The organism is Brevibacterium sp., from assembly GCF_052105255.1.
Taxonomy (GTDB): domain Bacteria; phylum Actinomycetota; class Actinomycetes; order Actinomycetales; family Brevibacteriaceae; genus Brevibacterium; species Brevibacterium linens_B.
On sequence record NZ_JBQDYQ010000038.1, the window covers coordinates 1 to 23,822 of the forward strand.

The following is a 23,822-nucleotide window of genomic DNA, read 5'->3' on the forward strand; positions in this document are numbered from 1 at the left end:
CCGCGGAGAACCCGCTTCTCCCGGCGGTCTACGACATCGTCTGGAGTGCCGTCTGCCTGCTGATCGTCTTCCTGGTCGTCTGGAAGTACGTCCTTCCCGCCTTCAACAAGACCCTCGATGAGCGCGCCGAGCGCATCCAGGGTGGCATCGAGAAGGCCGAGAAGGTGCAAGCCGAAGCCGATCAGGCTCTGGCCGAATATCAGAAGCAGCTCGCCGACGGTCGTGCAGAGGCTGCACGACTGCGCGCCGAGGCTCAGGAAGAAGGCGCCCAGATCATCGCCGACATGAAGGCCCAGGCTCACTCCGAGGCTGATCGCATCATCGCTCAGGCACAGACTCAGATCGACGCCGAACGCCAGGCCGCCATGGTGCAGCTGCGTTCGGAGGTCGGTTCGCTGGCCACGGATCTGGCTTCGCGCATCGTCGGCGAGTCCCTCACCGATGATCAGCGTTCGGCCAATGTGGTCGATCGCTTCATCTCCGATCTCGAGTCCGAATCGTCCGGCCAGCCGGTCAAGGGGGCGTGATGCTCCAGTCGAGCAGATTGTCCCTGCAGGCCGTCCTGGAGACCGCGAACTCCGAGATCTCCGGGGGAGACCCGCGAGAGATCGGCGAAGGCACTCTGGCTGTGGTCGGAGTTCTCGCTGAGAACGTCACACTGCGCAAGGCCCTGGCGGATTCGTCCGAATCGGCCGAGAGGAAGCAGCAGCTGCTGCGGACTCTGTTCTCGACTCGGATCACGGACGCGGTCCTCCGGATCAGCGACGAGGCCGTCGGCCATCGTTGGGCGCGGACCCAGGATCTCGTCACCAGTCTCGAAGTCGCCGGTGTGACAGCGATCGCCGCTGCCGCACAGGCGGACGGGAAGCTGGGGCAGGTCGAAGAGGAGATCTTCCGCTTCGCGCGTCTGCTGGAATCCAACCACGAGCTGTCCCGGGCACTCGATTCTCAGGCTGACGCCGAGAGCAAACGCGCTCTCATCTCCGACCTGTTGTCGGGCAAGGCTCAGCCTGACACCATCCGACTGGTCGAGCAGGCCGCACTGCACCCGCGCGGACTCCGCGTGGCGAAGGCTCTCGACCAGTACAGCGACATCCTCGCAGCCCGGCAGCAGCGCTCGGTTGCAGACGTCACCGTGGCCAAGCCGCTGAGCGAGTCCCAGACCGAACGGCTGCAGGCAGCACTGTCGGCCAGCTACGGCCGTGAACTCGTCCTCAATGTCCAGGTCGATCCCGAGGTCATCGGGGGAGTCCGGGTGCAGGTCGGCGACGAGATGATGAACTCGACCGTGGCCGATCGACTGGCCGATGTGCAGCGTAAGCTCGCAGGTTGACACTAGTGGCCGGCTTCTCCGGCATCGGCGGCCTACCGGTCGTCGGACGCAAGATTTGAGTAAAGGAAGCAGGGAAACCAGATGGCGGAACTGACAATTCGCCCGGAAGAGATCCGGGACGCTCTCCGGAAGTTCGTTGACTCGTACAACCCCGAGAGCTCGGAAAAGGCCGAGGTCGGCAAGGTCGTCACCGCTGGTGACGGAATTGCCCACGTCTCGGGTCTGCCCGGCACCATGGCCAATGAGCTCCTGCGGTTCGAAGACGGAACCCTGGGCCTCGCACAGAACCTCGACGAGCGCGAAATCGGCGTCGTCATCCTCGGTGAGTTCTCCGGAATCGCCGAGGAGCAGAACGTCTACCGCACCGGTGAGGTCCTCTCCATCCCCGTCGGCGACGGCTACCTCGGCCGCGTCGTCGATCCGCTGGGTCGTCCCGTGGACGGACTCGGCGACATCGAGACCGTCGGCCGTCGTGAGCTCGAGCTCCAGGCCGCAGGTGTGATGGACCGCCAGGAGGTGCGCGAGCCCCTTCAGACCGGCTACAAGAGCATCGACGCGATGATCCCCGTCGGCCGTGGACAGCGTCAGCTGGTCATCGGCGACCGCAAGACCGGTAAGACCGCTCTGGCGATCGACACGATCATCAACCAGAAGGCCAACTGGGAGACCGGCGACCCGAAGAAGCAGGTCCGCTGCATCTACGTCGCCGTCGGCCAGAAGGGCTCGACCATCGCGGGTGTCCGCCGCTCGCTCGAAGAGGCCGGTGCTCTCGAATACACGACCATCGTGTCTTCACCCGCTTCCGATCCCGCCGGCTACAAGTACCTGGCCCCCTACTCGGGTTCCGCCATCGGTCAACACTGGATGTACGACGGCAAGCACGTCCTCATCGTGTTCGACGATCTGTCGAAGCAGGCCGAGGCCTACCGTGCGGTTTCGCTGCTGCTGCGTCGCCCGCCGGGCCGTGAAGCCTACCCGGGTGACGTCTTCTACCTCCACTCGCGTCTCCTCGAGCGCTGTGCGAAGCTCTCCGATGAGCTCGGCGGCGGTTCGATGACCGGTCTGCCGATCATCGAGACCAAGGCGAACGACGTCGGTGCTTTCATCCCGACCAACGTCATCTCGATCACCGACGGTCAGATCTTCCTGCAGTCGGATCTCTTCAACGCCGGTCAGCGCCCCGCTGTCGACGTCGGTGTGTCCGTGTCGCGAGTCGGTGGTGCCGCTCAGACGAAGGCTCTCAAGGGAGTCTCGGGCACGCTGAAGATCTCGCTGGCTCAGTATCGTTCACTCGAGGCGTTCGCGATGTTCGCCTCCGACCTCGACGATGCGACGAAGCGCGATCTGGCCCGTGGCGCACGCCTGACCGAGCTGCTCAAGCAGGGTCAGTACACGCCGATGCCGTTCGAGAAGCAGACCGTGTCGATCTTCGCCGGCACCAACGGCTACCTCGACGAGATCCCGGTCGAGGACGTGCTGCGCTTCGAGTCCGAGCTGCATGACCACATCGAACGCAAGACGGGCATCTTCACAACCATCCGTGAGACGCTCAAGCTCGACGACGACACCAGTGCAGAGCTGAAGAACGTGCTCGACGAGTTCTCGCGCAACTTCGCCAGCTCTGACCACGGCGGATCGAAGGCCGGCAGCGAAGACACAGCCACCGCCTCCTCTGACGAGGTCGAGCAGGAGCAGATCGTTCGGCAGAAGCGTTGAACCTGTTCCGTAACGGCGAAAGGAAGAACTGATGGGAGCCCAGCAGAGGGTCTTCAAACAGAAGATCCGCTCGACTCAGTCCTTGAGGAAGATCTTCAAGGCGATGGAACTCATCGCTGCTTCGCGGATTCAGAAGGCCATTGCCCGCTCGCAGGCCGCCAGCCCGTACGCGAACGCCCTCACCCGGGCCGTGTCGGCGGTGGCCAGCGAGTCGAACGTCGACCACGTGCTCACCACCGAGTCGGACAACGTCAAGCGAGCCGCAGTGCTCGTGATCGGTCCGGACCGCGGCTTCGCCGGTGCCTACTCGGCGAACCTGCTGCGTGAGGCGGAGGAGCTCGTTCGGCTCCTGAAGGGCGAAGGCAAGCAGGTGGAGCTCTTTACGGTCGGAGGCAAGGCAAAGAACTACTACACCTTCCGCGATCGCAAGATCGAGAAGTCTTGGACAGGAATCTCCGAGAATCCGACGGCTGAGGTCGCCCGCGAGATCGGCGAAGCTCTGTTGGAGAACTTCGATCCGGAATCCGAGGACTCGGGTGTCGATGAGATCTACATCGTGTTCACGAAGTTCGTCTCCAGCGTCACACACGATCCGGAATACCGGAGACTGCTGCCGCTGGAGGTCGTCGACGCCGATGAGGCGACGACAGGCGGACAGTCCGCAGGTTCGACCGATGCGTCCGCGTTCCCTCTCTATGAGTTCGAACCGAGTGCAGAGGCTGTCCTCGACGCACTGCTGCCGCGGTACATCGATTCGCGCATCCTGTCGGCCCTGCTGAGCGCTTCGGCCTCGGAGCAGGCATCACGTCAGGCAGCGATGAAGACGGCCACGGACAACGCGGATGATCTCATCAAGACCTACACCCGGTTGGCCAACACGGCTCGCCAGGCGGAAATCACCCAGGAACTCACCGAGATCGTCGGTGGGGCGGATGCCCTCGCGGCATCGGCAGCCGGCGACTGACCGGCGAGAGCAGAGAGAAAGAGACCATGACTGCCACAGCAACGGAAACCTCTCCGGCACAGGGCACTGCCCTCGGCCGGATTTCCCGAGTCATCGGCCCGGTTGTCGACATCGAGTTCCCGCTCGACTCCGTGCCCCAGATCTACAACGCACTGACCACGTCAGTGGACCTGTCCGAGGGAACCAGGAAGCTGACCTTCGAGGTCGGACTGCACCTGGGCAACGGACTCGTCCGCGCCGTGTCGCTGCAGCCCACCGACGGACTCGTCCGCGGCCAGGAAGTCGTCGACACCGGCGCACCGATCTCCGTTCCCGTCGGAGACGTGACCAAGCACCACGTGTGGAACACCACCGGTGACTGCCTCAACCTCGCCGACGGCGAGGAGCTGGAGATCTCCGAGCGGTGGCCCATCCACCGTCAGGCTCCGGCCTTCGACGAACTCGAGTCCAAGACCGAGATCCTCGAAGTCGGCATCAAGAGCATCGACCTCTTGACCCCCTATGTTCAGGGTGGAAAGATCGGTCTGTTCGGTGGCGCCGGTGTCGGCAAGACCGTCCTCATCCAGGAGATGATCTTCCGTATCGCGCACAACCACTCGGGAACCTCGGTGTTCGCCGGTGTGGGCGAGCGGACCCGTGAGGGCAACGACCTCATCATGGAGATGGACGAGGCCGGCGTCTTCAAGGACACCGCGCTCGTGTTCGGTCAGATGGATGAGCCGCCAGGCACCCGTCTGCGCGTGGCGCTGTCGGCGCTGACCATGGCGGAGTACTTCCGCGATGTGCAGAACCAGGACGTGCTGCTGTTCATCGACAACATCTTCCGCTTCACCCAGGCCGGTTCCGAGGTCTCGACCCTGTTGGGTCGCATGCCCTCGGCCGTGGGCTACCAGCCCAACCTGGCTGACGAGATGGGTCTGCTGCAGGAACGCATCACCTCGACTCGTGGTCACTCGATCACGTCGATGCAGGCGATCTACGTTCCGGCCGATGACTACACCGACCCGGCTCCGGCGACGACCTTCGCGCACCTCGACGCGACCACCGAGCTCAGCCGCGACATCGCCTCGCGCGGTCTCTACCCGGCTATCGACCCGCTGGCCTCGTCCTCGCGCATCCTCGATCCGCTGATCGTCGGTGACGAGCACTACCGCGTCGCCAACGAGGTCAAGGCGATTCTGCAGAAGAACAAGGAGCTGCAGGACATCATCGCCATCCTCGGTGTCGATGAACTCGGTGAAGAGGACAAGCTCGTCGTTCACCGTGCACGTCGCATCGAGCAGTTCCTCTCGCAGAACACCTACACCGCGGAGAAGTTCACTCAGGTTCCCGGTTCGACCGTGCCGCTGGCCGACACGATCGAAGGCTTCTCGAAGATCTGCTCCGGTGAAGTCGACCACATCCCTGAGCAGGCATTCTTCAATGTCGGTGGCCTTGACGATGTCATGCGCAACTACGAAGAGATGCAGAAGTAAGCCATGGCGACACTCGAAGTGAATGTCGTGGCTGCTGATCGCGAGGTATGGGCGGGTGAGGCTAAGCGCGTCATCACCCGTACCCTCGACGGCGAGATCGGCATCCTGCCGGGTCACGAGCCCGTGCTGGGTGTCGTCGCCGACGGCGAGGCACGGATTCTCACCCCGGGAGAGGACACCATCAGGGTCAAAGCCGATGGTGGGTTCCTCTCGGTGGAGAACAACCGTGTGATCATTGCCGCTGATCAGGCCGAACTTCTCTGATCTGCGCGTTACATTGGCAACCGTGAACCCTTCTGTCCTGCTGATCGTTCTGCTCTCGTTGGTAGGACTCGCGCTTGCTCTGATCGTGGTCGTCACGATCCGACGCAGGTCGATCTCGAAGCTCTCGGGTGCCTTTGACTGTTCCATCAACGTGGGCGAGGAGTACTCTTCTCGCCCACGTTGGCGTTTGGGTGTGGCTGTGTTCTCGGTCACGTCCCTGGACTGGTATCCGGTCTTCGCACTGACGCGCCGTGCCGCGTTCCGACTGCCGCGCGCGGATCTGGACATCCTCGTCCGGCGCAAGCCCACCTCCGGTGAGCAGTACTCGGTTCTGCCCGAAGCGGTCATCGTCGACTGCTCGTACGGCAAGGCGGACGGTCGTCCGCGTTCGGTGTCCCTGGCAATGGACACCGAATCTCTGTCCACGATGGCTTCGTGGCTCGAATCATCACCCCCTGGCTTCAATCCGACGATGGGACGGTTCACTTAATGGATGTCTTCCGCCTGACCGGGCCCGCACAGTTGGCGGGAACCATCGATGTCAGGGGCGCCAAGAACAGCGTCCTCAAGCTCATGGCCGCGAGCCTCCTCGCCGTGGGGCGCACCACCATCACCAACGTCCCGGCCATCCTCGACGTGCGTATCATGGTCGAACTGCTCGTCCGCCTCGGCTGCACGGTCGACTATGACGCTGAAGACGGCGTTGTCAGCATCGACGTCCCCGCCGAAGTCGGCATCCAGGCCGACTACGAACTCGTCCGTGCGATGCGGGCGTCCATCTCCGTCCTCGGGCCGCTGACCGCACGGATGCGCGCCGCGCATGTGGCACTCCCCGGCGGAGATGCCATCGGCTCCCGCGGACTCGACATGCACCAGGCCGGGCTCGAGGCACTGGGAGCAGTCGTCCATCTTGACCACGGCTACTTCGTCGCCGAGGCTCCGAACGGCCTGCGCGGCACTGAGATCGTCCTCGAGTTCCCCTCCGTGGGTGCCACCGAGAACCTCGTTATGGCAGCGACTCTCGCTCAGGGCACCACCACCATCGCCAACGCGGCGCGCGAACCCGAGATCGTCGACATCTGCACGATGCTCGTCGAGATGGGTGCACAGATCGAGGGAGTGGGCACGTCCGACCTCACCATCACCGGTGTCGAATCGCTGCAGCCGGTGATCCATCGCACAGTCGGCGATCGCATCGTCGCGGGGACTTTCGCCTTCGGCGCTGCCTTGAGCGCAGGTGACGTGACCGTGCGCGGAGTCGGGCTCGACATCATGCCCAACATCGGAATGAAGCTGTGCGATTCGGGCGCCACGGTCGAAGACCTCGGCGAGATCATCCTCGGGGATGGGACCGAAGGCAAGGGGTTCCGTGTCATCGGCGCTCAGCGTCCTCACGCCATCCGGGTCGCCACCATGCCGTTTCCCGGATTCCCGACCGACCTGCAGCCGTTCGTCATCGCATTGAACTCGGTCTCCGACGGAATCGGTCTGCTCTCGGAGAACCTGTTCGAAGCACGCTGGCGCTTCGTCCAGGAGATCGCCCGCCTCGGTGCGAAGGTCCGCATCGACGGCAACCACGCGCTTGTCACCGGCAGCGAGAGCCTCTCCGGCGCCGAAGTCGAGGCCTCCGACATCAGGGCGGGAGCCGGCTTGGTCATGGCCGCACTGCGCGCCGGGGGAGTCACCGAAGTGTCCGGAATCGACCACATCGAACGCGGTTATGAGAACTTCGTCGATAACCTGCGCAGCCTCGGTGTCGACGTCCAGCGGGTCGAGAAGCGAGACATTCTCAACTTCGGCTGAAGTTCCCACGCAACGCTCTTCGTCGAGGAGTCGTCGGCGTCCGAGCCCGGTGGAGCCCTTCCGTGCCCGGTGAGGGATCTGTCCTCACGGTGCTCTTCCTGCGCATAGGGCAGGCCTGGGTCAGAACAGGCGTGTCTCGGGGTCGTCCATTCCGCGCAGTGCGTCATAGTCGAGGACGATGCACCGGATGCCCCGATCTTCAGCGAGCGTACGTGCCTGCGGTCTGATCTCCTGAGCTGCGAAGACACCGTGGACGGGGCTGAGGAGGGGATCGCGATTCATCAGTTCGAGATAACGAGTGAGCTGCTCGACGCCGTCGATGTCGCCGCGGCGTTTGATCTCCACGGCCACTGACTTCTGCCCGTCGTCACGAGCCAAGATGTCCACCGGACCGATGGCCGTCATGTATTCGCGGCGAACCAGACTGTAGCCTTCGCCGAGGGTCTCGATGTGCTCGGCGAGCAGCTCCTGCAGATGTGCTTCGACACCGTCCTTGACCAGTCCAGGGTCGACTCCGAACTCGTAGGTGTCGTCTGCGAGGACCTCGGCGATGGAGATGATGAGGCGGTCGCCGGTCTTCGTCTGAGAGACCTCCCACAGCTCGGTCAGGCCGGCCTCTGCCTGCTCGTCATCGGGCTCGATATGCCGAACCGTGCACGGCGGCGTCATCCAGTTCAGCGGCTTATAGGAACCGCCGTCGGAATGGATGAGCACCGAGCCGTCGGACTTGAGCATGATGAGGCGGGTGGCCATCGGAAGGTGGGCGGTCAGACGACCGGCATAATCAACGGAGCATTGGGCTATGATTAGACGCACGCGCTTCAGCCTACGTGAGACAATGACTCGATGCCACGATCTTCATCATCGCGTCGCAAGAACAAATGGCAGCAGGCTCCCCGCGATCTGTCCGACTCCGTGTCAGGTATGAGGACGAGCCGTTCTCTGCCGGACGGAACCTGGTCTGTGCAGACCGTGAAGGGAAACGAATCCGGCAAGGTCTATGTCTGCCCAGGCTGCGGCCGCGACGTCAGTGCCGCCTCGAGCCATATCGTCGCCTGGCGGCAGGACGCCCCGCACGGAATCGAAATCGGGGTCGAGAGCAGACGCCACTGGCACCAGCATTGCTTCGACCGCTTCCGGTGATCTCTCGCCACCTGCAGTCTGTCGGACGAACGGTCGCCGGCGACCGAGGTGCTACGTCGGAAACGTCGAAGGGACCCGCAACAGCGGGGCCCTTCGTCATGATCGTCTCAGTCGGCCTCAGCGCAGAGAGTTGCGCGAGCGTGAGGTCTTCGAGTTGTTGTTCTTCGAGCCGGAGACCTGCGCATCGATCGAGATGGTGTCCTCGTCGGTGGCACCGTTGGGCAGGTCCTCGCTCGCAGTGTCCTCGGCATCATCGGCGGAGTCGGCATCCGATCCCGGAGCGTTCTTCGAAGCAGGAGTCGACTCCGTCCCTTCGGCCGACTGAGCGGACGTCTTCGCTGAGCTGCTGCCCTGAGGTCCCGTCTGACCCTTCTTCGCAGGTCCGGTCGACGTCGAGCTCGTGGATTCGGTCTTCGAAGACTCGGCAGTGGTGTCTGTCGACGATGCGTCGTCGGTCGATTTCGCGGAATCCCCGGACTTCTCGTCACCGGACGACTTCGCCGATTCGTCGGCCGTCGTCGCATGCGAAGAGTCGTCGTCGGCCAGCAGGTCTTCGAGCTCCTGGCCGTCGGCGATCTGCTCGGTGGCGTGAGACGCCGATTCTGCCTGCGCCGGATCCACTGTGTCGCCGCCCATGACCCCGGGCATTGCGAACAGCGAACGGAGCTGATCGAGCTGAGCGGTGATCGTCTTGCGCTGCTTCGTGAGCAGATCGACCTGCGACTGGGCGGAGGCGACATTGCGCTTGGCCTCTGCCGCGGACTCCTCGATGGTCGCCTCGGCGGTGGCCCGAGCTTCGGCGATGAGTGTCTGCGCACGGGACTTTCCGTCGGCGATGATCTCGTCGGCCTTCTTCACTGCGTCGGTGCGAGTCTGCTCGGCACGCTCGGCAGCTTCCTTCGCCTCGGTGTCGGCCTTCGCCGCACGGGCCTGAGCCTCTTCGACGAGCTTCTTGTTCTCGGCCTGTGCCTCTTCGTAGCGTTTCTTGCGTTCGGACTCGGCTTCTTTGCGCTTGTTCGCGAGTTCGACGTCGAAGTCGTTTTCGGCCTTCTTCGACGCCTCATCACGGGCCTTTGCGGCCTTGAGCAGCTCATCGGCCTGTGCCTGTGCAGCGGCCACTGTCTCTTCTGCCTCGGTCTTGGCCTCGGCACGCAGGTCGGCAGCTTCCTTCTCGGCGGTCGCTCGCAGCTCGGAGAGCTCGAGATCCAGACTCTCGCGAGCTTCTTTCGCAGAAGCGGCATTCGCTTCCTTGGCCTGGTTGGTCTCGCGTTCGGTGGTCGCGCTGAGCTCGGCAGCGCGCTTCTCCGCGGCCTTGATCGTCTCTTCGGCGCGCAGCTCGGCCGAGGACGTGATCGCATCGGCTTCCGAACGGGCATTGGACAGAGTGTCGTTGCTCTCGGTGTGCATGCGCGCACGCGCGGAGGCGGCCTCGGCGCGAGCCTTGTTCCGGATCGTCTCAGCGTCGGAATTGGCCTGGGCGAGGGTCTCACGGGCCTGTGATTCGGCGATCTTGAGCAGATGATCGATGCGGCTTCCGGGAGGGCCGGCGGCCTCCGCGTTGTCGTTGGCAGCCTTCTTCAGCTGTGCCTTGGCTTCGGACAGCTCTCCGGCGATCTGCAGCTTCGCCCGATCTGCATTGATGACCTGACTGCGCGCATCGGCCAGAGCCTTGCGGACCGATTCGACCTCGGTGCGCAACTGCTGCAGACGCGAATCGACTTCACTCTTCTCGTAGCCGCGCATTGCTGTGCGGAATTCTTCGGTGGGCGTCACTGAAGCGAACTCCTGTCATCGTGGAAAGGGGGTGTCCTTGGGCTGTTCTCGTCCTACTCTAACGGAGACTCCATGAGTGTTGGGTGCGAATGCGCGGTGTGGACAGGGCCGCAGCCAGGGCTGTGCGGACCCAGTGATGCAGGCCACATGGGTCTCGACTAGGCTGGAGGATGTCGAAACGCATACGTGCTGCGGACACAAGTCCGCAGCGCGGAAATCCGAGGAGGAATATATGGCTGATGCAGTGATCGTCGCCGGAGCACGGACACCGTTCGGGCGGCTGCAGGGCGAGCTGTCGAAACTCAGCGCCGTCGAGCTCGGCGCCGAAGCCATCGCCGGTGCTCTCGATCGCGCCGGCATCCAGGGCTCCGACGTCGGCTACGTGATCATGGGTCAGGTTCTCCAGGCCGGCAACAGCCAGGGTCCCGGTCGACAGGCTGCAGTCAAGGCCGGCATCCCCATGTCTGTTCCGGCCGTGTCGGTGAACAAGCTGTGCCTATCGGGGATCAATACGATCACTCAGGCCGCTCAGCTGATCCGCGCCGGCGAGTACGACGTCGTCGTCGCAGGCGGTCAGGAGTCGATGAGCCAGGCGCCGCACATGCTCATGAAATCGCGTTCGGGCTATAAGTACGGCGATGTCGTCGTCAAAGACCACATGGACTACGACGGTCTCTGGGACGCCTTCACCGATCAGGCCATGGGCGGTTTGACCGAAGAGGCCAACGCCGGTGACCGTGAGTTCTCCCGCGCCGAGCAGGACGCCTTCTCCGCTCGTTCGCACCAGCGCGCTGCGGCGGCACAGGAGACCGGTGCCTTCGCTGACGAGATCGTTCCCGTGACCATCAGCTCGCGCAAGGGCGATGTCACCGTCTCCGCCGATGAGGGGGTGCGCCCGGACACGACTGTCGACTCCCTGTCCAAGCTGCGTCCGTCTTTCCGCAAGGATGGAACGATCACCGCCGGCAACGCCTCGCAGATCTCCGACGGAGCCTGCGCCGTCGTGGTGATGTCGCGTGAGAAGGCCGAGGAGCTCGGCGCTCCGATCCTTGCGGAGATCCGGTCGCATGCATGGACCGCCGGACCGGACTCGACTCTCCAGCATCAGCCCTCCCAGGCCATCAAGGCCGCCGCCGAACGTGAGGGCGTTGCGGCCGACTCCTTCGATCTCTACGAGATCAACGAAGCCTTCGCCGCTGTCGGTCTGGCCAGCGCGAAGGATCTCGGCATCGACGAGGACAAGGTCAATGTCAACGGAGGCGCCGTTGCGCTGGGCCACCCGATCGGCGCCTCGGGTGCCCGAGTCGTCCTCACGCTTGCCCTCGAGCTCCAGCGTCGAGGCGGCGGCACCGGTATCGCCGCACTCTGCGGCGGCGGTGGGCAGGGTGATTCGCTCATCGTCACAGTGCCTGCTCGGGCCTGAGCAGAACCGTTCACTCGCAGTCAGAGACATGATGTTGCGGGGAGTCGATCTGCTCCCCGCCGCGCTGGATAGGAAGGATCACCATGCTCGCAGCATTCTCAGTCGCGCCCAGCGGGGGAGAAGGGGCCGATGCGTCGGTCCACGACGCCGTGGCCGCAGCCGTCGAGATCGTCCGCAAGTCCGGACTGCCGCACCGCACGGACTCGATGTTCACGACCATCGAAGGCGAATGGGACGAAGTCTTCGCGGTCATCAAAGACGCCGCCGAGGCGGTCGGTGAGTTCGGCACTCGGGTGTCGCTGGTGGTCAAGGCCGATATCAGACCCGGCTACACCGGAGAGATCGGCGGCAAACTCGAGCGTCTGGAGAAGGCGATCGACGCCCGCGGGGAATCCTGAGTCCGATTCTTCTGAAATTCTCAGTGACGTGAGTCTCATCTGGCGTCAGTCTTTCTCCATCGGATGCATCGATCGAAGGAGATGGACATTGAATGGTGCAAAGTTCTGCTCGGTTGCCACGGCACTCACGCTCGTCGCGTTGGCGGGCTTCATGCTCGCGGTATTCTTTCCGATCATCGTCGACTTCGCGTTCGGCATCGAAGCCGCACCAGTCATCCTGGCGATGACGGGAGTGGTCGCCGTGTCCTTAGTGACAGTGCGCAGATCGATGGAGAACGCGGCCCGTCATTATTGAGGTTCTCCTGCCGAGCTTCCACGGCAGCGATCCGGCCCCGGTTCGCGGCGGCGACTGCGACAGTCCCCACCGAGCCGGGGCCGCTTTCTGTTCTCATCCGGGCATCGGTTACGATATTTGAGCCTCCGTAGCTCAGTCGGATAGAGCAACCGCCTTCTAAGCGGTAGGTCGCGGGTTCGAGCCCCGCCGGGGGCGCTTGTCATGCCCGCGGTCGGCTATCGGGCGGATTCGACCGGTCTGCTCAGCCGCTGAGCAATTCCGCGCCGATACGGCGTGGCAGTTGGTGCCAAGCTGGGAAACCATAGAGAGTGGAGGCGTGATGACTGAGAGCAAGAGCGCCGTGACGCCGCCGGTCGGCCAAGCGTTGAACGATATCGTCAAGCGAGTGTCGGAGACGCGCTTCACCCTGCGCAGCGAAGACTTCGCCGACGCTCGCACAGCACACTCGACACTGAGCGCCGAACTCAACGACTACGTGCTGCCGCGGATCAACCGTTCACGGACTCCGTTCCTCATCGCAGTGGGAGGTTCGACCGGCGCAGGCAAATCGACCCTGGTCAATTCCCTCGTGGGCCGCAATGTCAGCCCCGCCGGAGTGCGTCGACCGACGACGGGAAAGCCGGTCGTCATCTTCAATCCCGCCGACGCCAAGTTCTTCGAATCGGAGCACTATCTGCCTGATCTGCCGCGCAGCTCCGATCCGCAGTCGAGCGTGCCCGGACTCGTCCTCATCGCCGATGAGAACATCGAAGCGGGCACAGCCGTCCTCGACTGCCCCGATATCGACTCCATTTCGGATTCGAACCGTGCACTCTCGCGCAGGGTGCTGCTCAGCGCAGATCTGTGGCTGTTCGTGACGACGGCGAACCGGTACGCCGATGCCGCCCCGTGGGCTCTGCTGAAGACAGCCGCGGCGCGAAGCACCTCGGTCGCCATCGTCCTCGATCGGGTTCCGCCCGAAGCCAACCGCGAAGTCAGGCATCATCTGTCCAGTCTGCTCTCTGATGCGGGACTGGCGAACTCACCGATCTTCTCCATCGCCGAGCTCGAACTCGAAGAGGGGCTGCTCCCTCATGCGGCGATCTATCCGATTCGCTCGTGGATCTCTCAGGTCGGCACGGAGGGCACCTCCCTCGAGCGCATCCGCAATCGCACGCTCACAGGCGCGATCTCTGCCCTGCCCGCACGAGTCCGCGAACTCGCCGATTTCGCTGAGAATCAGGAATCGGCCCACAACGCTCTGGCCGGTTCATTGGAGAAGAGTTTCCGAGCTGCCCAATCGGGACTCGTCGACGTCTTCTCCGACGGACGGGTCCTGCACGGAGAAGTCAATGCCCGCTGGCAGGACTTCGTGGGCACCGGACAGCTGTTCCGCGGTCTGGAGCCGACGATGGCTCGGATGCGCGATCGCATCTCCGCTGCGGTGACCGGCAGACATGACGCGGCCACACCTCTGCACGTGGCGATTCTGCGCAGTGCGGCGGTCTCCCTGCGGGAACAGGCCATCGACGCGGTCGATCAGGTCAATGCCGAGTGGCGCAATACGGCTGCGGGCGCGGCCCTCATCGAAGACCACCCTGAACTGCGCACGATCGGTGCCGGACTCGAAGATGCGGTGAAGTCGGCAGTGAGCACGTGGTCCGACGAGGTCAATGCGCTTGTGCGCGATATCGGTCAGGGTAAGAAGTCCAAGGCTCGAATCCTCTCCTTCGGCGTTGCAGGCGTGTGCGCTGTCGTCGAATACGCGGCCTTCTGGGATCCGCAGCGCACCGACGATGCCGGGCAGACCACTCGGCAGGGAGCCGGAGTCGCATTCAATCTCGCAGAGACGATCTTCGGAGCGGACGAGGCCGCTGGACTCATCGCATCGATCCGTCAGCGCTTCCTCGATGCCGCTGTCGGGATCGTCACGGGCTGTCGGACTCCCTTCGACAACGCACTGAGACTATCCGCGGTACCGGCGCGGCAAGCGGGCGCCCTGCGCGCCTCCGGTGAACGACTTGAGGTGGCATTGTGAACAGTTCTGCACAGACCGAGATCCGGCGCCTCGCCGATGGAATCCGACATGCGCTGTCACTGAGTGAAGACAAGCTGGCCGGGGACGTTCGCACCGATGCCCAGAATCTGCTCGACCGGGCCGAAGACCGGCTGGGTCTGGGCGAGGACTTCACGGTCGTGGCGTTCGCCGGGTCCACAGGCTCCGGCAAGTCCTCGCTGTTCAACGCGGTAGCCGGTCTCGAGATCGCCCGCGTCGGCGTGCGTCGACCCACGACCTCACGCCCGACCGCATGCGTCTGGGGCGAAGGCGGCAACGATGTCCTCGACTGGCTGCACGTGCCCGAACGCAGCCGCACCTGGCGTGAATCGGCACTCGATGGCGACGATCAGAGACGCCTGCACGGACTGATCCTGCTCGACCTGCCGGACCACGACTCCACGGCTGTCGAGCACCGGGTCGAGTCGGATCGCTTGGTGGGACTCGTCGACGTCGTGTTCTGGGTCGTCGACCCACAGAAGTACGCCGACTTCTCACTGCATTCGGAGTACCTGACCAAACTCGCCGAAAACAGTGCGAACATGGTCGTCGTCCTCAACCAGATCGACAAACTCAGTCCGGAGGAGCAGAAAGCCGCAACCGATCATCTGCGCCAGCTGCTCAATGAAGATGGGCTGAGCGAGACGAACGTGCGCATCTCCTCGGCAGTGTCCCGAGAAGGCATCCCGGAGATCCGCAGCATCCTCGCCGATACCGTCGACTCCAACGATGCCGCGGCCGAGAGGCTGCTGGCCGATATGCAGGCGATGGCCAAACGAATCCGGATGGAACTCGGAGAACCGGTCTCCTCCCCGGACGAACTGGCAGGCGCGTCCCGACTGGTCGAGACGATGTCGGAAGCCGCCGGTGTCGAAGCTGTGGCGCAGACGGTGCACGACGATTACATCCGCCGTGCCTATCGGAAGACCGGCTACCCCGTCCTCGCATGGGCACAGCGCAACGCGCCCGACCCTTTGGGTGCCAAGCACGGTCAGGATCGGGACGAGCTCGTCCGCGCCTCGGTGCCGGTGACGACGAGGGCCCAGAGCTCCCATGTCCGTCTCATGGCTCACGAACTCATCGCAGAATCCGTGTCGACCATGCCGCAGGCCTGGCAGAACGAGGCCGCGGCGGCGGAGAAGAAGAGCACGGACGAACTGTCTCAGAACCTCGACTCGGCAGTGACAGCTGTGGAGATCACCCGGCAGAGTCCCGGTTGGTGGTCGCTGGCACATACCCTGCAGATCATCTTCTTCGTCGCCTCGCTCATCGGTCTCCTCGGCATCATCGTCTCCGCACTCGTCGCCGCGATCGGGTCGGGTGCCCTGCCGGCATGGTGCTGGATCTTCAGCTGCGGTCTGTTCGTGATCGGCTGCATCGGCTCCTTCGTGACTTCGCTGATGGCGAAGTCCGCGCGGGCCAGAGGTGCCGAAGAGGCCGCCGCCGAAGTCGACGGCAGGCTGCGAGACGCGGTCGGTCGCGTCGCTCAGAGCTCGTATCTCAATCCGGTGAAGACCGTGATCGGAGAGCATCGACGAGCCTACGAGATGCTCGACTGAGTCGCAGACACGCACCTTCGACTCGAACACACAACGTGTGCGACTTCGACCCTGATGCCCTGTGGACACAGAACCACTGTCCACAGGGCATTTTCTGACCCTGGACAGCGGACCGGAGGATCGGGCTGACTGGAGATCCATGCGGACACCGCATACCGCATGGTTTCATCACACCGATTTGGAGACACCGATGTCCGCAATCCCGATCACCGTCACCGGCACCATCGCCACAGAGCCGACCGCACGCACACTTCCCTCGGGACGTGCCTGCGCCTCCTTCAGGCTGGCCGTCAATCATTGGAGAGTCGATAAGAGCACAGGCGAATTCATCGACGACGGAACCTCGTGGTTCGGAGTCGACTGCTACGGCGAGCTGGCCAGCAATTCCGCGATGTCGCTGACCACCGGGGCTGCGGTGATCGTGACGGGCAGTCTGAGGAACCGGGAATGGGCCACCGAGGAGCGCAGCGGAATCTCGCCGACTGTGGTTGCCGAGCACATCGGCCCCGATCTGAGATACGGAACTGCTCACTACAAGCGGGCGAAGGCAAGCGATCGCTCTCAGCCGCCTGCCACACAGACGACCACCGCGTCGGCCGGCTCGCCCGGTGCGGTCTGGGACGTCTTGGAACCCTCCCCGCCGGACACCGGCACCGGAGACAGCGAGAGCCTCGCCCCGCGGGGGCCGGACAGGGCGACCGGGACAGGCGGGGAGGACGATCGCGGGACCGAAGCCGATGGCGGGACCGAACGCGACGTCACCGTCGATTCCCCGGGAACTGTGGGGGCAGACAGCAAGACGGGAGACGAAGACGATCCGATCGCACGTGAGACTGCGAACGCCGCAGCGCCGTTCTGACCGCATGGCCTCGACGGTCCGAGGTCGGATTGCTGCCGCGCTCGGTATGCGTGATCCGCTACAGTGAGATTGTCAATCGTCCCCTCTCGCCGAGGATTCAGATGCGTCTCGTTCCTGTGCTGGGTGCCGCAGCACTGACTCTGGCATTGTCAGGCTGTTCACTTCTCGGTTTCGGCGCCGATGACTCGCAGCCGCAGCCGAAACAGACCCAGGCGAAGCCCGTTGCCGAAGTCGACAAGGTGCTTAAGGCACTCAAGCCGCTGACGGGCGACAAGGAAGCGGTGCCGTCGACGAAGAAGTTCTTCTCCACGATGCTCGACGCCGGATACGACCCCGAGCAGCTCGAGGCGACGATCGACGAATCTCCCCTGGGCAATGAGGTTCCTGCGAAGATGTTCGGCGTCAAGACCGACAACGGCTGTGTCGTCGGCGAGATACGCAATGGCAAAGCCACCGCCGACCTCGTCCAGCCGACCGAATCGACCGGCTCCTGCCTGTTCGGCGAGATCGAACGGCCGAAGGGCGTCAAAGCGCCGAAGGGTGAGAAGCGCGACGAAGACGGTGACTCCAACGGTGCCGGCCACCTGCCCGGCGAGGATATCAACGGCGAAGATGGTGAGACCGAGAGTCCAACGCCGAGCGGTGACGACTCTGAGTCGGCGAGCACCGGGGGAGCGGAAGGGACTGCGGGCTCTGAGGGAGCCGAGGGTTCGGACGGCCCCCAAGGCACCGACGGGACATCCGGGGAAGGCGGATCCGGGGAGACCTCGAACGAGGGCGACTCCTCCGGCGAAGCCCCCTCACTCGGCGGCGGCTGAACAGTCCTACACGGTCGATGCACCGCCTCGGCGGCTGGTGAACAACCTCGGGGTCTGCCGAGCGCCAAGTAGCGCTGGGGTGCGCCGAACCGATAGCCTGAGTGCACTATGGCCGAATTCATCTACACCATGCACAAGGCGCGCAAAGCGCACGGTGACAAAGTCATCCTCGACGATGTATCGATGTCGTTCTATCCCGGAGCGAAGATCGGTATGGTCGGCCCCAACGGCGCCGGCAAATCAACGATTCTGAAGATCATGGCGGGAATCGAGCAGCCCTCCAACGGTGAAGCTCGACTCAGCCCCGGGTATTCGGTGGGCATCCTCATGCAGGAACCGCCGCTGAACGAGGAGAAGACCGTCCTCGGAAACGTCGAAGAAGGCGTCGGCGAGATCAAGGCGAAAGTCGACCGCTTCAACGCGATCTCCGAGGAGATGTCGAACCCCGATGCGGACTTCGACGCCCTCATGGAAGAGATGGGCAAACTGCAGGAGGCCATCGACGCCGCAGATGCTTGGGATCTCGACTCCCAGCTCGAACAGGCGATGGACGCTCTGCGGTGCCCACCGCCGGACGCGGACGTCTCTGTTCTCTCCGGTGGCGAACGCCGCCGGGTGGCGCTGTGCAAGCTGCTTCTCGAGAAGCCCGACCTGCTGCTCCTCGACGAGCCGACCAACCACCTCGACGCGGAATCGGTGCTCTGGCTCGAGCAGCACCTGAAGACCTACCCGGGCGCTGTCATCGCGATCACGCACGATAGGTACTTCCTCGACCACGTGGCCGAATGGATCGCCGAAGTCGACCGCGGACACCTCTACCCCTATGAGGGCAACTACTCGACGTACCTCGAGAAGAAGCAGGAGCGCCTCCAGGTCCAGGGCAAGAAGGACGCGAAACTCGCCAAGCGACTCAAGGACGAACTTGAATGGGTCCGTTCGAATCCGAAGGCGAAGCAGACGAAGTCGAAGGCCCGTCTGGCGCGCTACGAAGAGATGGCAGCCGAAGCGGAGAAGACGCAGAAGCTCGATTTCGAAGAGATCCAGATTCCAGCCGGCCCCCGCCTCGGTGATGTCGTCATCGAAGCGGACAAGATCGAAAAGGGCTTCGACGGGCGCACACTCATCGACGGGCTCAGCTTCTCACTGCCGCGCAACGGCATCGTCGGTGTCATCGGCCCCAACGGCGTCGGCAAGTCGACGCTGTTCAAGACGATCGTCGGTATGGAAGAGCTCGACGGAGGAAACCTCAAGGTCGGAGAGACTGTGAAGATCTCCTACGTCGATCAGTCCCGCGGCGGAATCGATCCGGACAAGAACCTGTGGGAAGTCGTCTCCGACGGACTCGACTTCATCCAGGTCGGCAAAGTGGAGATGCCCTCCCGCGCCTATGTCTCCGCATTCGGATTCAAAGGTCCGGACCAGCAGAAGAAGGCGGGAGTCCTCTCGGGCGGTGAGCGCAACCGCCTCAACCTCGCGCTCACACTCAAACAGGGCGGAAACCTGCTCCTGCTCGATGAGCCGACGAACGATCTCGACGTCGAAACCCTCGGCTCTCTGGAGAACGCACTCCTCGAGTTCCCCGGCTGTGCCGTGGTCGTCTCGCACGATCGCTGGTTCCTCGACCGCGTCGCCACCCACATCCTCGCGTGGGAAGGCACTGAGGAGAGCCCGGCGAACTGGTATTGGTTCGAAGGCAACTTCGAAGCCTACGAGAAGAACAAGGTCGAACGTCTCGGCGAAGACGCGGCCCGTCCGCATCGAGTCACCCACCGCCGTCTCACCCGAGACTGATCTCAGTCCGGTCTGAGCCGCTTGGGTTCCGACTCGTCCTTCGCAGGCACAGTGATGCCCCGGTCGGGCCGACCGGGGCATCACTGTGCCTGTGCTGATTCGATTCTCCGCGTACGCTGGGGCTGTCCACAAACTCTGGGGCTGTCCGCGGAACCTGAGTCCCGAACCAGGCCGACCCGTCTGTGCGCCCGGGTTCGATGAGGCCATGCGGGCGAGCCGGGCTGTGAGTCAGTCCTGCGAGCGGCTGGTGAGTCCGCCGAGGTTCGCGATCCCTCTGAACAGCAGACGGACGAGGATCGTGCCGATGACTCCGCACAGAACGGCGAGCAGCCCGCAGACCGCCACATGCAGATCCGTGCGTCCCATGAACGCCACGAGGCTGAGCAGCCCGATGACGAGGAAAAGCGCCACATTGACCAGTCGGCTGAGGATGGTGCCGATGATGTCCATCATCGTCGGGTCCTGACGCGTCACGGAACGTCCTTGACCCGGACCATGCCCTCCTGGGCCACGGTGGCCAGCAGGGTTCCGTCGTGAGCGAAGATGCGCCCGTAGCCGAGCCCGCGTCCGCCCTGCGCAGCAGGAGACTCCTGCACATAGAGCATCCATTCGTCGACGCGCACTCGGTGGTGCCACCACATGGCATGGTCGAGACTGGCCACGCGCAGACCCGGGGTCCGCCAGGTCAGTTCGTGATGACGAAGGACGGGTTCGAGCAGGTTGAAGTCACTGGCATAGGCCAGAGCGGCGGCATTGAGCACCGGATCGTCGCCGAACGTCGAACTGGCTCGGAACCAGGAATGCTGTTCGGTGATGGAGGGATCGGACACGCCCGACGTGTGCAGGGACGGCTCGACAGGACGGACTTCGAAAGGACGCTTCTTCAGCCAATCGCTGACGAGCGGAGAATCCTCGTCGCCGAGGTAGTCGAGCAGTTCCGGGCAGTCCTCGGGAGCCGGCAGATCGGTCGGCATCTGCTCGGCATGGCTGAGGCCGGGCTGCTCGTCCTGGAACGACGCGCTCAGCGACAGGATCGGCGTACCCTTCTGATACGCGTGGACTCGGCGGGCCGAGAACGAACGGCCGTCGCGCAGTCGCTCGACTCCGAACTCGATGGGTTCGCTGACATCGCCGGCGCGCAGGAAATATCCGTGGAGCGAATGGATCAGGCGGTCGCTGGGAAGCGTGGCAGCGGCCGCCACGACACACTGTGCGAGCACTTGCCCGCCGAAGACCCGACCGTCTGGTTTGTATTGGCTGTGACCGATGAAGAAATCCGTTTCGCTGGAGGCCGCGGTGAACTCGAGCCTGCGCAGGGCGAGGATCTCGTGCAAAGTGGCTACGTTCGCCTCCGCTTCGGTGGATGCTTCGTCGGTCATGGGCTTCTCCCTCGGATGACTGGGCCAATCGTGCGTACGAGTCACGATCCTATCGCGTGCGGCATCGGCCTGATGAAGGTGGCATGATGGGTTGTATGCATTCAGGCGCCACCAACCCCCTTCTCGACGAATTCACCCGCGTTCTGCTGGAATTGAGATGGGGTGATATGGATGCCTACGGCCACGTGAACAACGTCACTCAGCTCAAATTATTGGAGGAGGCGAGAGTCCGGGCCCTCGGCTCTCCCACCCACAGCTCCGACGCACCGACCACGCCGGGGCAGCACGGGGTGTCCGCGACGGTCAGCGGAGTCGAGATCCCGACGATCTTCGCCGCCGCCTCGGCCACGACCGAACTGCTAGTCGCGTCCCATGCGATCGAATACCGCGCTCCGATTCCCTATCGCACCGGACCCATCGCCGTCGATCTCGTCATCAGCGATGTGCGACCCGCCTCGGTGACGGTGGGCTATGTCATCTGCGAACCGAACGGTTCGCGCACCTACACGGTCGCGGAAACCGTCATCGTCTTCATCGATATCAGCAGCGGCCGGCCCCGACGACTCAGCGACGTCGAGACCGCGGCCATGGAGTCGGTGCTCGGCACGCCCGCGCCGCTGCGGAGGGCAGGCCGATGACTGATCTGCACATCAACGACCCGCTGGCGATGCGAGATCTCTCCGCGTTCGCTTCGCTGGCGCACCGGGCGGATGCCGACGGAGCGATGCGCCTGCAGGTCGTCTCCAACGTCCTTGCCGCCACGGTGGCCCCGCTCTACCCACACGGGCTCGGCGACTCGACGCCGCTGGTGCTGGCCATGCGGATGCTGCGCCTGGACGACCACGAACAGGACGGCTTCGACGAGGCGGTGCCGCTGTCGAACCTCCTCGATCGCTTTGCACGCGACGAGAACGGAACCACTCTGCCGGTGCCGCCGAACTCCGTCCTCGTGTCGTGGACGGGGATCGCACCTCCGCGCGGAGGCTGGGGCGAATACGACACGACCACGGTCGGACGGCTCCACGAGACAGCGGAGGCAGGGATCGCAGAGATCAGCACCGGTGCGCCCGAGGGATCCGGAGGGCACGCGGTCAAGGCCCTGCGCTCTCGAGTGTGGTCACGCGAGATGCTCGGTGAGCAGTCCACCGCGATGCCCGGTGGATTGGCCTTCGCCGCCGCTGCTCTGCGCTTCATCCCGCCCGCTGGTCGCGATGACGATCGGCAGCTGCGCATCGTGGAGTCCGGAGGCTGGCTGCGCCTCGTCGCCCCGGGCGGTCATCTGCTCACACGCGCTCAGAGCCGGTGATCAGCGGATGTTCGGATTCGTATTGACCATCGCGGTCGCCGCCCGCTGGAAGTAGTCCCAGAACATCTCGTCGTAGAGCGGCGGCAGGCTCACATCGTCGAGGGCTGCGCGCATGCAGCGAAGCCAGCGGTCCCGGGCATCGAAATCGATCGGATAGTCGAAGTGCCGCATCCGCAGTCGCGGGTGACCTCGTTGCTCCTGATAGGTCGACGGACCGCCGAAATACTGTTCGAGGAACATCTGCAGACGATGCTTGGCTCCCTCCAGCTCATGTCCGTCCGGATACATCGCAATGAGCTCGGCATCCGCGTCGACGTGCTGGTAGAACACGTCGACGAGGCGGGTGAACGTGTCATGCCCGCCGACGGCTTCGAAGATGGAACCGTCAGTTGTCTGCGACATCACTCGATCCTTCACTGGGGGAGTCTTCCTGGACGGTGCTGCGGATCTCCTGGTCACCCGGCAGCGGCGAAGGACTCTCGGAGTCGGTGGCGACCGCGGGAGCCATCGTCTTCTCCTCGGAGGGCAAAGTGCGCAGAACCGTCTCCTGCGCCATACCGATCTGTCCGCCGCGCTTGGCCAGCTGGGTCATCAGTTCGGCGCGGAAGGCACGCTCGACCATCCACTGCAGGTTCGGTTTGGTCTTGACCATGGTGCGGATGACTCGGTGAGAGCCCGACAGCGACTGGACTCCGGCGATCTCCGGATCCTCGAGCATCGCATTGGACAGCTCGGGATCCTTCCGCAGAGAGCGTGTGATGTCAGCGGTCATCGTACGGTACTCATCCATCGAGGTCCGGTAGTCGATGGGGATGTCGAGGACGGCGCGAGCCCACCCCTGGGACAGATTGCCCACACGCAGGATCTCACCGTTGCGCACATGCCACAGGGTGCCGGTGAGGTCACGGATCTGAGTGCGACGCAGGCCGACGTCCTCGACCTCGCCGACGGCTTCGCCGAGGTCCACGGTGTCACCGATTCCGTACTGGTCTTCGATGACGATGAAGAATCCGGACAGGTAGTCGCGGACGAGCTCCTGAGCACCGAAAGCGATGGCCACACCGGCGATGCCGGCGGATGCGAGGATCGGGGCGATGTTGAAGCTCAGCGCATCGAGGATCATGAGGATCGCGATGACACTGACGAGGATCGTCGTCGCCGATGAGAGCATCCGACCGACGGTCTTCGCCCGCTGAGCTCGGCGCTGCTTGATCGTCTGCTCGTCGATCCCGGTCCGTTGCGCCTCGAGCGCTGTGGCCAAGAACTTCGTCCGGCCGGCGCTTTCGGCCTTCTCGCTGCCGACGGTGCCCTTGGCCACCGCGGTGGTGAACCGGCGGATGAAGAGTCGGATGATGAGGTTGACGACGATGGCGCCGATGATGATGACGGTGATCTTCAGCGGCGCGCCGAGGAGGAAGGTTCCCCAGTCGAAGTCACTTGCATTCTGAACAGTGGAATCTATTGCATCGGTTGTCATGATCTTTCGAG

Annotated in this window: 25 protein-coding genes and 1 tRNA gene; 20 read left to right on the forward strand and 6 right to left on the reverse strand. The window is 63.9% G+C overall.

Translation table 11 applies throughout. From position 1 onward, the window contains the following. The 8 genes from ACTIIH_RS11015 to murA all read left to right on the forward strand — a co-directional run. Positions 1-527, forward strand: a 527-nt coding sequence (locus ACTIIH_RS11015; RefSeq protein WP_441451759.1) for a F0F1 ATP synthase subunit B, incomplete at its 5' end; no start/stop codon positions are given. After that, positions 527-1,333, forward strand: a complete 807-nt coding sequence (locus ACTIIH_RS11020; protein WP_441090352.1) for a F0F1 ATP synthase subunit delta — start codon at positions 527-529, stop codon at positions 1,331-1,333. The genes ACTIIH_RS11015 and ACTIIH_RS11020, both read left to right, overlap by 1 nt. 81 nt (positions 1,334-1,414) lie before the next feature. Further along, positions 1,415-3,049 (forward strand): F0F1 ATP synthase subunit alpha, encoded by a 1,635-nt coding sequence (gene atpA, locus ACTIIH_RS11025; protein ID WP_441090353.1) that lies wholly within the window; start codon positions 1,415-1,417, stop codon positions 3,047-3,049. Between the two features lie 31 nt (positions 3,050-3,080). Continuing rightward, positions 3,081-4,013, forward strand: a complete 933-nt coding sequence (locus ACTIIH_RS11030; RefSeq protein WP_101545510.1) for a F0F1 ATP synthase subunit gamma — start codon at positions 3,081-3,083, stop codon at positions 4,011-4,013. A gap of 26 nt (positions 4,014-4,039) precedes the next feature. Continuing rightward, positions 4,040-5,488, forward strand: a complete 1,449-nt coding sequence (gene atpD, locus ACTIIH_RS11035; protein WP_101545512.1) for a F0F1 ATP synthase subunit beta — start codon at positions 4,040-4,042, stop codon at positions 5,486-5,488. A gap of 3 nt (positions 5,489-5,491) precedes the next feature. Then, complete coding sequence (locus ACTIIH_RS11040; protein WP_441090354.1) at positions 5,492-5,752, forward strand: F0F1 ATP synthase subunit epsilon; 261 nt, start codon at positions 5,492-5,494, stop codon at positions 5,750-5,752. 22 nt (positions 5,753-5,774) lie between these two features. Beyond that, the gene (locus ACTIIH_RS11045) at positions 5,775-6,242 is read left to right on the forward strand and encodes a DUF2550 domain-containing protein (protein WP_441090355.1); all 468 of its coding nucleotides are present in this window, start codon (positions 5,775-5,777) and stop codon (positions 6,240-6,242) included. Beyond that, positions 6,242-7,555 carry a UDP-N-acetylglucosamine 1-carboxyvinyltransferase gene (gene murA, locus ACTIIH_RS11050; RefSeq protein ID WP_441090356.1) on the forward strand — a complete coding sequence of 438 codons (1,314 nt, stop codon included), beginning with the start codon at positions 6,242-6,244 and terminating at the stop codon, positions 7,553-7,555. The genes ACTIIH_RS11045 and murA overlap by 1 nt, the downstream gene beginning before the upstream one ends. Before the next feature lie 120 nt (positions 7,556-7,675). Here the strand turns inward: murA and nucS are convergent, their stop codons facing one another. Next, positions 7,676-8,371 carry an endonuclease NucS gene (gene nucS / locus ACTIIH_RS11055; RefSeq protein ID WP_441090357.1) on the reverse strand — a complete coding sequence of 232 codons (696 nt, stop codon included), beginning with the start codon at positions 8,369-8,371 and terminating at the stop codon, positions 7,676-7,678. Positions 8,372-8,401: 30 nt separating this feature from the next. Between nucS and ACTIIH_RS11060 the strand changes: the two genes are divergently transcribed. Further along, on the forward strand, positions 8,402-8,698 hold the full coding sequence (locus ACTIIH_RS11060; protein ID WP_441090358.1) for a hypothetical protein: 297 nt from the start codon (positions 8,402-8,404) through the stop codon (positions 8,696-8,698). Positions 8,699-8,815: 117 nt separating this feature from the next. Here the strand turns inward: ACTIIH_RS11060 and ACTIIH_RS11065 are convergent, their stop codons facing one another. Continuing rightward, complete coding sequence (locus ACTIIH_RS11065; RefSeq protein WP_441090359.1) at positions 8,816-10,471, reverse strand: cell division protein; 1,656 nt, start codon at positions 10,469-10,471, stop codon at positions 8,816-8,818. A 232-nt stretch (positions 10,472-10,703) separates the two neighbouring features. Between ACTIIH_RS11065 and ACTIIH_RS11070 the strand changes: the two genes are divergently transcribed. The 9 genes from ACTIIH_RS11070 to ettA all read left to right on the forward strand — a co-directional run bounded on the left by ACTIIH_RS11070 (position 10,704) and on the right by ettA (position 19,649). Continuing rightward, positions 10,704-11,894 (forward strand): acetyl-CoA C-acetyltransferase, encoded by a 1,191-nt coding sequence (locus ACTIIH_RS11070; RefSeq protein WP_441451764.1) that lies wholly within the window; start codon positions 10,704-10,706, stop codon positions 11,892-11,894. Positions 11,895-11,977: 83 nt separating this feature from the next. Further along, the gene (locus ACTIIH_RS11075) at positions 11,978-12,292 is read left to right on the forward strand and encodes a thiamine-binding protein (RefSeq protein WP_441090361.1); all 315 of its coding nucleotides are present in this window, start codon (positions 11,978-11,980) and stop codon (positions 12,290-12,292) included. A gap of 88 nt (positions 12,293-12,380) precedes the next feature. Continuing rightward, positions 12,381-12,587, forward strand: a complete 207-nt coding sequence (locus tag ACTIIH_RS11080) for a hypothetical protein (protein ID WP_441090362.1) — start codon at positions 12,381-12,383, stop codon at positions 12,585-12,587. A 121-nt stretch (positions 12,588-12,708) separates the two neighbouring features. Continuing rightward, positions 12,709-12,782, forward strand: a tRNA-Arg gene (locus ACTIIH_RS11085). A gap of 124 nt (positions 12,783-12,906) precedes the next feature. Then, positions 12,907-14,604 carry a dynamin family protein gene (locus tag ACTIIH_RS11090; protein WP_441451767.1) on the forward strand — a complete coding sequence of 566 codons (1,698 nt, stop codon included), beginning with the start codon at positions 12,907-12,909 and terminating at the stop codon, positions 14,602-14,604. Then, positions 14,601-16,181 (forward strand): GTPase, encoded by a 1,581-nt coding sequence (locus ACTIIH_RS11095; RefSeq protein WP_441451769.1) that lies wholly within the window; start codon positions 14,601-14,603, stop codon positions 16,179-16,181. The genes ACTIIH_RS11090 and ACTIIH_RS11095 overlap by 4 nt, the downstream gene beginning before the upstream one ends. Positions 16,182-16,371: 190 nt before the next feature. Beyond that, a complete protein-coding gene (locus ACTIIH_RS11100; protein WP_441451771.1) occupies positions 16,372-17,040 on the forward strand; it encodes a single-stranded DNA-binding protein in 669 nt (222 codons plus the stop codon). Positions 17,041-17,141: 101 nt separating this feature from the next. Next, the gene (locus ACTIIH_RS11105) at positions 17,142-17,858 is read left to right on the forward strand and encodes a DUF6993 domain-containing protein (protein WP_441451772.1); all 717 of its coding nucleotides are present in this window, start codon (positions 17,142-17,144) and stop codon (positions 17,856-17,858) included. 108 nt (positions 17,859-17,966) lie between these two features. Continuing rightward, complete coding sequence (gene ettA, locus ACTIIH_RS11110; RefSeq protein WP_169252125.1) at positions 17,967-19,649, forward strand: energy-dependent translational throttle protein EttA; 1,683 nt, start codon at positions 17,967-17,969, stop codon at positions 19,647-19,649. A 228-nt stretch (positions 19,650-19,877) separates the two neighbouring features. On the opposite strand, the gene ACTIIH_RS11115 is transcribed toward ettA, so the two are convergent. Together ACTIIH_RS11115 and ACTIIH_RS11120 are read right to left on the reverse strand one after the other, a co-directional pair. After that, positions 19,878-20,123, reverse strand: coding sequence for a hypothetical protein (locus ACTIIH_RS11115; RefSeq protein WP_441451774.1), 246 nt, complete (start codon positions 20,121-20,123; stop codon positions 19,878-19,880). Continuing rightward, positions 20,120-21,028, reverse strand: coding sequence for an acyl-CoA thioesterase (locus ACTIIH_RS11120; protein WP_441451776.1), 909 nt, complete (start codon positions 21,026-21,028; stop codon positions 20,120-20,122). Before ACTIIH_RS11120 ends, ACTIIH_RS11115 begins: the two co-directional genes overlap by 4 nt. Before the next feature lie 95 nt (positions 21,029-21,123). Between ACTIIH_RS11120 and ACTIIH_RS11125 the strand changes: the two genes are divergently transcribed. Continuing rightward, positions 21,124-21,666, forward strand: a complete 543-nt coding sequence (locus ACTIIH_RS11125) for an acyl-CoA thioesterase (RefSeq protein WP_441090370.1) — start codon at positions 21,124-21,126, stop codon at positions 21,664-21,666. Next, on the forward strand, positions 21,663-22,334 hold the full coding sequence (locus ACTIIH_RS11130) for a hypothetical protein (RefSeq protein WP_441451779.1): 672 nt from the start codon (positions 21,663-21,665) through the stop codon (positions 22,332-22,334). Before ACTIIH_RS11125 ends, ACTIIH_RS11130 begins: the two co-directional genes overlap by 4 nt. On the opposite strand, the gene ACTIIH_RS11135 is transcribed toward ACTIIH_RS11130, so the two are convergent. Both ACTIIH_RS11135 and ACTIIH_RS11140 read right to left on the reverse strand, forming a co-directional pair. Continuing rightward, positions 22,335-22,736, reverse strand: coding sequence for a globin (locus ACTIIH_RS11135; RefSeq protein WP_169252129.1), 402 nt, complete (start codon positions 22,734-22,736; stop codon positions 22,335-22,337). Next, positions 22,720-23,811 (reverse strand): mechanosensitive ion channel family protein, encoded by a 1,092-nt coding sequence (locus tag ACTIIH_RS11140; RefSeq protein WP_441451781.1) that lies wholly within the window; start codon positions 23,809-23,811, stop codon positions 22,720-22,722. Before ACTIIH_RS11140 ends, ACTIIH_RS11135 begins: the two co-directional genes overlap by 17 nt. Positions 23,812-23,822: the final 11 nt, after the last annotated feature.

Bases quoted from the DNA above. Each gene is read 5' to 3' on its own strand.
- ACTIIH_RS11075 (WP_441090361.1), top strand. From the start codon at position 11,978: ATGCTCGCAGCATTCTCAGTCGCGCCCAGCGGGGGAGAAGGGGCCGAT.
- ettA (WP_169252125.1), top strand. From the start codon at position 17,967: ATGGCCGAATTCATCTACACCATGCACAAGGCGCGCAAAGCGCACGGT.
- ACTIIH_RS11140 (WP_441451781.1), bottom strand. From the start codon at position 23,811: ATGACAACCGATGCAATAGATTCCACTGTTCAGAATGCAAGTGACTTC.
- ACTIIH_RS11020 (WP_441090352.1), top strand. From the start codon at position 527: ATGCTCCAGTCGAGCAGATTGTCCCTGCAGGCCGTCCTGGAGACCGCG.
- ACTIIH_RS11030 (WP_101545510.1), top strand. From the start codon at position 3,081: ATGGGAGCCCAGCAGAGGGTCTTCAAACAGAAGATCCGCTCGACTCAG.
- ACTIIH_RS11090 (WP_441451767.1), top strand. From the start codon at position 12,907: ATGACTGAGAGCAAGAGCGCCGTGACGCCGCCGGTCGGCCAAGCGTTG.
- ACTIIH_RS11125 (WP_441090370.1), top strand. From the start codon at position 21,124: ATGCATTCAGGCGCCACCAACCCCCTTCTCGACGAATTCACCCGCGTT.
- atpD (WP_101545512.1), top strand. From the start codon at position 4,040: ATGACTGCCACAGCAACGGAAACCTCTCCGGCACAGGGCACTGCCCTC.
- ACTIIH_RS11105 (WP_441451772.1), top strand. From the start codon at position 17,142: ATGCGTCTCGTTCCTGTGCTGGGTGCCGCAGCACTGACTCTGGCATTG.
- ACTIIH_RS11070 (WP_441451764.1), top strand. From the start codon at position 10,704: ATGGCTGATGCAGTGATCGTCGCCGGAGCACGGACACCGTTCGGGCGG.
- atpA (WP_441090353.1), top strand. From the start codon at position 1,415: ATGGCGGAACTGACAATTCGCCCGGAAGAGATCCGGGACGCTCTCCGG.
- ACTIIH_RS11100 (WP_441451771.1), top strand. From the start codon at position 16,372: ATGTCCGCAATCCCGATCACCGTCACCGGCACCATCGCCACAGAGCCG.
- ACTIIH_RS11060 (WP_441090358.1), top strand. From the start codon at position 8,402: ATGCCACGATCTTCATCATCGCGTCGCAAGAACAAATGGCAGCAGGCT.
- ACTIIH_RS11135 (WP_169252129.1), bottom strand. From the start codon at position 22,736: ATGTCGCAGACAACTGACGGTTCCATCTTCGAAGCCGTCGGCGGGCAT.
- ACTIIH_RS11130 (WP_441451779.1), top strand. From the start codon at position 21,663: ATGACTGATCTGCACATCAACGACCCGCTGGCGATGCGAGATCTCTCC.
- ACTIIH_RS11120 (WP_441451776.1), bottom strand. From the start codon at position 21,028: ATGACCGACGAAGCATCCACCGAAGCGGAGGCGAACGTAGCCACTTTG.
- murA (WP_441090356.1), top strand. From the start codon at position 6,242: ATGGATGTCTTCCGCCTGACCGGGCCCGCACAGTTGGCGGGAACCATC.
- ACTIIH_RS11040 (WP_441090354.1), top strand. From the start codon at position 5,492: ATGGCGACACTCGAAGTGAATGTCGTGGCTGCTGATCGCGAGGTATGG.